The sequence below is a fragment of the Phycisphaerae bacterium genome (assembly GCA_035384605.1).
In the GTDB taxonomy this organism is placed as follows: Bacteria; Planctomycetota; Phycisphaerae; order UBA1845; family PWPN01; genus JAUCQB01.
Map to the genome: position 1 here is coordinate 1 of DAOOIV010000160.1, position 8863 is coordinate 8863.

Consider the following 8863-nt stretch of genomic DNA (forward strand, 5'->3'; position numbering starts at 1 on the left):
TGCGTCAATAATCCCTCGCCGCCGGTGTTCAACCGGCCGGAATATGGGAACCAGACCGCAGGCTATATCGTGGATCCCGCCGCCTGCGGCCAGGGTGATTGCAGTCCCGACCCGAGCGAGAGAGGCAGCGACAGTTTCCTCACGCAGTTCTTTTCCAATGGGACGCCCAATAGCAACGAAATCCGTTTCACCTGGGCTGCCCCCGCAAACGACGACTCGTGGTTGCGATTGACCGCGTTTAATTACACTGCTGGGACGGTAAGCGTCACTCCCGTGACCCCAAGCCCCACGGTTTATCTGGGCGTCGGCGGCAAGATCAGCATGGACATTATGGTCTACGGCACGGCGGGTGACGAAGATGCGCTGTACTGCCTTCCCAAAGGTCCCGCGGATGCGCAGTTGGAGTTTTCGCTGTGGATTCGTGAGACCGGCAAGAACCTGCCGTTGGGCATAGACGGCGGAACGAGCGGACCCGTCGAGCTGGTGGGCTGTGACAGCATGGGCGGAACGGCCGATGCCGGCACGCCGGTCGGCGGCGCTGCCATCGTCAACGACGAGGCTTGGCACACCGTGACCTGGGAATTCGTCGATGCCGGCGGTGGCGCGGTTGGCGTACAAGTCAGCGTGGATGGCGGTGATCCTGTGGCCAAGGGAATCTTTAGCGTGACCGGCGACGGCGTCCTGCTGGCGGATCACAACCGCGGCACGCTGGACAGTCTTGCGATCCGCAAGAAGCCCGGCGACTCGACCACCATCAAGTGGTTCATCAATATCGACAACATCGTGATTGAGGCTCCGGGCATCACTGATCCCGTGTACATTGCCGGGCCCGTCAGCAACCTGCACACCTCCGTGACCGTGCAGAACGTCGCCGCGACCGCCAGCGAAGTACGCCTGTACCGCGACAACGGCAGTGGGCCCGTCTTGCTGGCATCGGCTACGCAGCCGCCGGAGGATTTCGGCGACGGCGAGCACGTCTTTACTGGATTGACGCTCGCCGAAGACGATATTCTCACCGCGACCCAAGTCGTTGATGGCATCGAGAGCGAACCGTCCGATCCGGTTCAGGTGCTTGGCGGCTTGCCGATCGACGACTTCTCCGGTCCCATCAGGGAGGTGGGCTGCACCGTGCCGCCAACCTTGGGCGGTTGGACCGATACGCGGGACGATTGCTACGCCGAAGCGAGAACGACGACGTTGGATGGCAGCCAAGCCATGTGGCTCTATGACGGCGGATGGCGAAATGGCATGTACCGGATCTACGAAAACGTCATACCCACGACGGGCGACTATCATGTGACCGTGCTCATGCACATCACTGAAGATACGGCGGATACCAATGCGATCCGACAGTATCAGATCGGTGTTGTCGCGGCAGGTACGCGCACAAGCTGCACCACCGCCCTCAACGCGATAAACAAGAATCTGCCCAACCAGGCGATCGGCAAGTATCAGGGTCTCACTTCGGCCGACAACAGCGGCCTTCCGACGCAAAAGGTGATCACCGACGTCTTTACCGCCAACGCGGGTGATAACGTCATGATCGTCTTCTCCACCAACGTTGAAGCCCCGCAGAAAGGCCCCTTCGGCTGGCTGACCGCCGGTACGTTCAACGAGTACGTTGCCGGGTGGACAGATCCTGACGGCTATACCTATGCGACGACCTATACTACCTCTGTCACCTGGGGGTCTAACGCGAGGGTGAGGGTAGACAACATCATCCTGAAACCAGGGCCTCCGCCTAACTGCACATTGACGCCGGCCGTCAGTGTGCCCGGTCCGTTGTGGGCGGGTGAAACCACTGTTACCGTGACGAACGTGCTCGACACGGCGACAGAGGTGCGGGTCTACAAGGCCGGTTACACGCAAATCGGTCGAAAGGTCTTGACCAGTCCTTCCACTGGCACTGAGGTTGTGACGCTTGCCGAGCCGCTTGTGCAGGGCAGCATTATTTCCGCCACGCAGACCGTCAACGGTATCGAAGGCTGTCAGACGGTGGTGGGTGCCACGGTCGGGCCCGAGTGCGGTCGAACGCCGGCCGTTTCGGTCCAGAGTCCTCTCATCTCAACGCAGACCGTGGTTTACGTCGCAGGTGTGAGCGTGGATCCGGCCGCCACCGAGGTCAGGGTCTACGACGGAACAACCCAGATCGGCGCCAACACGGCTCCCGGTGGTCTTGCGACCGTGCCCGTTACCGTGACGCAGCTCGTTAGCGGCCATACCATTAAGGCCACCCAAGTGGTTAACGGCGTCGAGGGTTGCCTTAACACCGCTCCCAGTCTTGTGGTTGACAACTGCAACCAAGTGCCGGCAGTCAATGTGGTCGGGCCGGTCAACGCCGGTGCGACGCAGGTGACTGTGGGCGGTGTGGCCACCTCGACTGCCGAGGTGACCGTATCTGCGGTGACGGTATATGCAAACGGTGCCCAAATCGGGCAGAAGACCAGTGGCATCGTGGCCGGGAACAACGTCGTGGATGTTACTCCTTTGGTGAAGGGCCAGAACATAACCGCAACCCAGACCTTTACCACGGCCTATGGCTCGCTTGAAGGATGCAAGCCCACGACCGACGAGATGGTCGGCTCCGGCGGTAACTCCCAAGTCCTGGTATCCTTGGGTGTCCGTTTCACAGGTCCGACTGGCGGAATTGGCGAGAACGGTGGGATCAGCGGCACCATTACGTGGCTCGTGCAGAGTGCCACGGAGGGGGCGCCTCCCATCGGCAAGGCCCTTGCACCGCTGCCTATGTGGCAGACGCTCACCTTTGATCCCGCCACCGATGCGAAGACGCCGTTTACGGGTGATTGGCCGAGTCCTGCTCCCACCAAGGCTGTGCTGGAGGAATTGGCGTTCACCATCGACCAAGCGGCGCCAAATGTCGGACCTTACATGATCTACATCGACAACATCACCAGCGGCGGCGTCAACTTTGCCGACTTCGAGTCGATCCCGGCAGGACAGCAAGCCGTCTTCCGTCAGCCGAGTTACTCAGGCAGCACGAGCGGAAACATCGCGGCGGCGCCGAACCTGTCTGTGGTGGACGGGACCGTTGGCTACGGCGGTGGTCAGTCGTGTCGAATTGAGTGGGCGTTCAAGGATGAGGCCTTGACGCGGTGGCTCCGGCTAACCACCAACGACACGCCGAACATCCCCAACCCGATCATCGACCTGACGCAGCCGATCACGATGCAGGTTCTCTTCCAGCCGCTTGGCGCGAAACCGTGCAATGATCCGTTCGCCGACGTCGATGATGACGGAGATGTGGATCAGGCTGACTTTGCGGTCATGCAGAGGTGCATTGGATTGCCCTTGCCTCCTGGCGAGGGTGAAGATCCGACGCCGCTGCCGGCCGAATGCTTCTGCTTCGATCGTGCCCACGACGGGGATGTCGACTCGGATGACGTGGGCTTCTTCGAGGCCTGCGCCAGCGGCGCGGGTATCGCCGCCGATCCGGACTGCGACTGATCGCGGCATCGGTTGAGTAGTCTGTAATCCCTTCCGGGGACCGGTTCTGTATGGGGCCGGTCCCCGGTTCTTTTTGCGGCCCGTGCCGGAACCGGTGTGCAACTCGCGCCTTTCCAGGTCGCACGGACGATCATCATCCGTCGTATGAGACCGGCATCATGCGTGCTCAGCGCTCGCCGGCCCCGGGAATCCATTTTCGCCGACCCCAGAGGGGATTCTGGAGCCGCCAATGCCCTCTTTCGCCCCACACCTCCTCCGGCCCCGGCCACGAGCAACGAGCCGACAGCCCAAGGCTGTGAGCCACGTCGCCGCTCCGCTCCAACCGCCCTTTCCGGAGCACCCCTCTTGTTCTCTCCCTTGTCTGGCTGACAACTGAGAGCTGATCACTGAAAGCTCCCTTGCCCGCTCTTTGAAATCTGAAGACCAACCTCCTCCGGCCCAAACCAACAGCCAACAGTTCAAGACTCTTTCTGACCAAACGAACCCAACCCGCTCGGCCCGGAATCCTTTCCGGGCCGCATCCCCCGCGGAATCCTTTCCGCATTCGGCATTCATGACGATGGCAATCTTCCACCAGCAGGTAGGGCAGATCAAAGCCCTGCGAAGTCACACGGACGAATCAGGGCGCCGACACCTGCCTGGCATTCGGAACCGAGCCCCCGCCTGTCTGCGTCATCCGGCTCCAACGACGCAACGACACAACCGTTTTGGCGCCGCCGGAAAGAGTCGCGGGCTTGGCACGAAGCTGAACCCGTCCCGCACCCGGTACGGGGGCAACATCATTCGCGTGACCGCAACGGAAGTCCGGGCCGTTCGGATCGGCAACCGGACGGCCGCCGATCGCTATCGAAAAGGCCGCCTCAAACGCGCCGACGACGCAATGGTCCTCGAATGATGATTATTTTGGAGTAAATAGGCTTTTGTGTGCTCTATATCATCCGTTCTTGAGCAGCTCTTCCATGGTGACGACGCGTTCCTTGTCCATGGCCTCGCGCCCCAGAATCGCGGCCATCGCCCCATCGAACCCGGCTTGGACGTCTGCCAGCGGCCTGCGCTTCTCCCGGATGCATTTGAAGAAATCGTCGATCGCCAGTTGCGTCGAATCGCCGGCCGGCTCCGCCGGCGTCACCTTGTAGGGCTCGCCGAAGTTTCTCGGATAAACCATGCCGTTCTCGACGTCCACCGCCGCCTCCTCGCAGTAGACGATCTCCTGCCGGCCGTCCATCGGGATCTTCGGCGCCGAAATCCAGGAGTGGCTGTACGAAACCTTTTTATCCTTCCCATAGTCGAGCGAGAGGGCGTAATTGTCCATGATATCGCGACCCTTCGGCTCGAAACGCAGGCTCTGCTGGCCGAAGCCCGCCGCACGCACCGGCGGCCCGCCCAGAATCCAGTTGAACAGGTCGAACTCGTGCACCGCCTGCTCGACGATGGTGTCACCGCAGTATCGCTTCTCGAAAAGCCATTGCCGGTCGTGCGGCAGGTCGCCTACGTTGTGCCGGTGGGCACGTATGAAAATCGGCTTCCCCACCTCGCCGCTGAGAATCAGCTTGATGGACGACTGCCAGGGATGCGCATAACGCAACTGGGTTCCCCCTTGGTAGATGCCCTTAGCCGATCGAGCGGCCTCCAGCACGGCCTTGCAGTCCTTGACCGTCATACCCAGGGGCTTCTCGCAATAGAGGTGCAACCCGGCACTTAAGACCGCCACCGCCATTTCCGCGTGCAAGTACACGGGCGTGGCGATCACCACCGCATCCAAGTCTTTGAATTCGATGAGTTTGCGGTAGTCCTCAAAGAGCCGCGGCTCGTCTTGCTGGACCTTCTCGGCCGCTGCCCGGAGGTGCTTGGGGTCAATGTCGCACAAGGCCGTGACGCGAACGCCGGGCGACTTATTGACGGCATTGAGCAAGCCCGAACCGCGGCCGCCGATCCCGATCATGCCACAACGCAGGTCGTCCGCCGGCATCGTGGTCGGCTGGGTATCCTCGGCCCGAAGTCGCACGGCCCCCAACAAGACGGCGGACGCGACCCCCAAACCTTTCTCCAGTACCGCTCGACGTGAAAAGTCACTTTTTTGATGCATCGATGGTCCGCTCCTCTCAACACAATGGTTGCTTGCAGCACTTCGGAGCATTCTAATCGAGCAGTCGAGGCGCGAACAGCCACAGTGCCGATCTCAGACTGTCGCTTCGCCGCCAGGAATCGACCCCGTTGGAAATGCCCAAACCAGCGTAAAGCATCGCTGTAACAGGCGCGTTTTTTGGGGAACCCAGGGGCGAGCTTCCGATCCTTGCCACGCCCACGTGGTGTACCTTATCATGACATGTCCCCAGGGTCTCCCGGCGCGTGCCACCCGGGGTATGACGTGAACCTGCCTTCCCGTGGAGGTATCTCCGGATGATCCCTCACCGTCGGTCTGCAAGCAGTTGGGGCATTCTGGCCGTCACCCTGCTTGCCTTTATTACACAGGGCTGCGGGCAGATCCTCAACGACAACCTGTTCAGCAGCTTTGGCGGCAACGCCGTGGCGGGGCTGCCACGTCCCAATGGCGCGATTATCATCCTGGTCATGAACCAGACCAGCTCGGCGGCCGTGGTCCGCGTGCAAGTCAACAAGACTCGCTATGTCCCCGGTGACGACACCACGGGGGACGGCACCACCGGCGGTGGAACCACCGGCGACGACACGACAATCCCCGCCACTTCACTGGAGTTGAGCATCCCCCTGGAGCCCTACGGGCCCGCGACCGAGCTCGACCATGCGATGATCGTGCAGGAATGCGACGTTACCAGTATTCAATTCCTTGGAGGCAGCATTCAGAGCGACACCGGCGGAGATCCGGTCGAGATACCCGCCGACCTGCCGCCGATCACCTACGGCTCACAGCTCTTTTGCGGAGACGTGGTCGCAATCACCATCGTCGGCGTGGGCTTGCAGCCGGTGATTTCGATATACTGACATGAGCCAGAGGTTCCATGTGATGAAACGGTTACAGACACTCAGGTTCGCGACGCTCGTGGCGGCCACTCTGGCCGTCCTTGTGAGTTGCACCGGCTGCCTGAACCCCGAGTTGGTCAATCGGATCAACGGGCGGCTTTATCCGATCGTACCGGGCAATCAGCCGTTCCTGCTGGTCCGAGTGATCAATAACACCAACGCCATGTTGGACGTGCCAATCGTCTACAACGACGGGACGGCCGATCGCGAATTCGTGATCACCGGTCTGACGCCCCAGGTCCACGAGACGGGTGTCGTTCTGGATTGGCCGGTGATGCGGCTGGCACTCTGCGATCTGGACAATCCCTACAACCCAAACATCATCGCCACTCTGCCGGACGGCAGCATCAGCGCCGTGCCGTTCGGCTACAATGCTTTGGAGGCCGGTGTCCACTACATGTCGGGCGACGGGATCATCTTCTCGCTGAACGGAGATGTTCGAGCCCCGGCGTTCGTGAGGGTAAACATCGGTCGTATCGATGCGCAGACGCAGCCGGGCGGCTTTACCAGGGCTGATCCTTTTGAGGCCGCCAATCTGATTCTGCTTCTGGGCGGCTTTTGATACGGAGCAAACCATGCGCCGACGAAAGTTTCTGTTGTTCGGTCTTCTGACGGCACTGGTCGGCCTCCCGATCATCATTGGGGCCAGTTGCCCGCCACCCGATGACCCGGCCTTTGTGTCGATCATCACCGGCCCGGGCTCCACGATCGGCCAGCAACTGCCCAACTGCGAACGAGGGCGCGTCTGTATCAGCATTCTTAATCAGACGTGCACGGACACGGACGTCATGCTGTACGTCCACGACGGCTACGACCTGACGGGTACGTATGTGACTCGAAGGGCCGTGGAGTGCTGCGAGAATCAAAACGCTACCGAGCCCTGCCCGTGCTACCGATGCGGATCAAATAGCGGTGAAATGCAACTGACGCCTCCGGAACTGTTTCAGCCGCAGAATCGTTACGAAATCAGCACCGGCCAGGTCATCCGCACCATCCCAGGTCGCCAGGACCGGCTCTCGGCCTTGGGAGGCCGCATCACCATCAGTATTCGCTGCGAGGAGGTCAAGACAATCGGTCTGGAAGTCGGTTTGGAGGGCGAGCTGCCCGGTCTGATCCAGGAGCGCGCGGGCCCCGATTACCGCTGCACGAGGGTGGATCTGGATTGTGCACAGGCTTACACGGAGGATGTCGCCTGTGGGGCAACCATTCAATACACGATCGTCGATCGCAACAACTGCGCCAACCAGAATCTCACGGTCTTTCGGATCGAAACGAACGTTTCAGCCGATTGTACGCAGGTGGAAACAACCGATAACAGCAGCGGCGGCGGCGGCATGAGCGGCGGCTGAGGATCGGTGCCATCGTCGAACCTGAATGAGGTACTGCGGCCGGCATTCTTGTCGGCCGCCTTCTTCTTTGGCCCCTGGTCGACCCGTGCGGCCAGAGAAAAACCCCGGGCGATCTTGCCCGGGGTTCCGTTCCGCCTAAAGGTCTCGGCGACCTACTTGCCCTTCTTCACGCCATACTTACTGCGGCTGCGACGTCGTGGGCGGCCGTCCTTGTCGTTCTGCACTCCGGCACAATCCAACGTCCCGCGAATGATGTGGTACCGCACGCCGGGCAAGTCCCGCACTCTGCCGCCTCTGATCAAGACGATCGAGTGCTCCTGCAAGTTATGGTCGACCCCTGGAATATAGGCCGTTACTTCCTTGCCGTTGGTCAGCCGAACACGTGCCACCTTGCGAAGGGCTGAGTTCGGTTTCTTCGGCGTCTGGGTCTTCACGATCAGGCAGACACCACGTTTCTGCGGACATTGGTCCAGGTCGCGGACCTTTGACTTACGCGCCTGTTTGGTTCGACCGCGCCGGATAAGCTGGTTAATCGTCGGCATTCCAATCCTCTGTGATCATCTCATGGACGCCGGGACCTCCCCCCGGCAACCCAAATACCCATCTTAGCGGATCCGGGCCGGCTTTTCCAGCCCTACCGGTCGCCTGCGACTCTGCGGTCCGCGACCGTCCCCGCCTAACCTGTCACCGACCCCAACTGGTGATCTCTCTGCTCCTCGATGGGGCTGATATTCAGGGCCTGCACGGGAGGACCCATCGGAGTCACTGCGGCCATCCCGGCCATGGCAGCCCCGGCTTCTTGCATGGCGACGTGAGCCGCCTCCGGCGTCACTTGCTTTTCAGGCAGCGGTTCGCCCACCTGTTTCACGCGCATCTCCAGGTATGGCTTGAACGCCGTTCCGGCCGGGATCAGGTGTCCCAGAATCACGTTCTCTTTCAGGCCCACGAGCCTGTCAACCGCTCCGCTGATCGCCGCCTCGGTCAGCACCTTCGTCGTCTCCTGGAAGGAGGCAGCCGAGATGAACGACTCGGTCGACAGGGATGCCTTG

The 8863-nt window shown here is 61.2% G+C and carries 8 protein-coding genes; 5 read left to right on the forward strand and 3 right to left on the reverse strand.

All coding sequences use genetic code 11. The annotated features are described in order from the left end of the window. The coding region (locus tag PLL20_20615) for a hypothetical protein (GenBank protein ID HPD32403.1) at nucleotides 1-3465 on the forward strand (3465 nt) is incomplete at its 5' end. A 553-nt stretch (nucleotides 3466-4018) separates the two neighbouring features. Next, nucleotides 4019-4360, forward strand: a complete 342-nt coding sequence (locus PLL20_20620; protein HPD32404.1) for a hypothetical protein — start codon at nucleotides 4019-4021, stop codon at nucleotides 4358-4360. Nucleotides 4361-4399: 39 nt separating this feature from the next. Here the strand turns inward: PLL20_20620 and PLL20_20625 are convergent, their stop codons facing one another. Next, a complete protein-coding gene (locus PLL20_20625) occupies nucleotides 4400-5551 on the reverse strand; it encodes a Gfo/Idh/MocA family oxidoreductase (GenBank protein HPD32405.1) in 1152 nt (383 codons plus the stop codon). Between the two features lie 314 nt (nucleotides 5552-5865). Between PLL20_20625 and PLL20_20630 the strand changes: the two genes are divergently transcribed. From PLL20_20630 to PLL20_20640, 3 genes are read left to right on the forward strand one after another with little or no spacing between them, the layout of a single operon-like run. After that, complete coding sequence (locus PLL20_20630; GenBank protein ID HPD32406.1) at nucleotides 5866-6426, forward strand: hypothetical protein; 561 nt, start codon at nucleotides 5866-5868, stop codon at nucleotides 6424-6426. 1 nt (nucleotide 6427) lies between these two features. Then, entirely contained in the window at nucleotides 6428-7027 is a 600-nt protein-coding gene (locus PLL20_20635; GenBank protein HPD32407.1) for a hypothetical protein, read from the forward strand. Between the two features lie 13 nt (nucleotides 7028-7040). After that, complete coding sequence (locus PLL20_20640; GenBank protein HPD32408.1) at nucleotides 7041-7814, forward strand: hypothetical protein; 774 nt, start codon at nucleotides 7041-7043, stop codon at nucleotides 7812-7814. Nucleotides 7815-7966: 152 nt separating this feature from the next. Here PLL20_20640 and rpsL read toward each other — a convergent pair whose 3' ends face one another. Both rpsL and PLL20_20650 read right to left on the reverse strand, forming a co-directional pair. Then, nucleotides 7967-8356, reverse strand: coding sequence for a 30S ribosomal protein S12 (rpsL, locus tag PLL20_20645; protein HPD32409.1), 390 nt, complete (start codon nucleotides 8354-8356; stop codon nucleotides 7967-7969). Nucleotides 8357-8490: 134 nt separating this feature from the next. Continuing rightward, a partial coding sequence (locus tag PLL20_20650) for a hypothetical protein (GenBank protein ID HPD32410.1) occupies nucleotides 8491-8863 on the reverse strand: 373 nt, incomplete at its 5' end.

What these genes read in the sequence shown, in the direction of transcription:
- PLL20_20620 (HPD32404.1), top strand. Translation starts at nt 4,019, where the DNA reads ATGACGATGGCAATCTTCCACCAGCAGGTAGGGCAGATCAAAGCCCTG.
- PLL20_20625 (HPD32405.1), bottom strand. Translation starts at nt 5,551, where the DNA reads ATGCATCAAAAAAGTGACTTTTCACGTCGAGCGGTACTGGAGAAAGGT.
- PLL20_20630 (HPD32406.1), top strand. Translation starts at nt 5,866, where the DNA reads ATGATCCCTCACCGTCGGTCTGCAAGCAGTTGGGGCATTCTGGCCGTC.
- PLL20_20635 (HPD32407.1), top strand. Translation starts at nt 6,428, where the DNA reads ATGAGCCAGAGGTTCCATGTGATGAAACGGTTACAGACACTCAGGTTC.
- PLL20_20640 (HPD32408.1), top strand. Translation starts at nt 7,041, where the DNA reads ATGCGCCGACGAAAGTTTCTGTTGTTCGGTCTTCTGACGGCACTGGTC.
- rpsL (HPD32409.1), bottom strand. Translation starts at nt 8,356, where the DNA reads ATGCCGACGATTAACCAGCTTATCCGGCGCGGTCGAACCAAACAGGCG.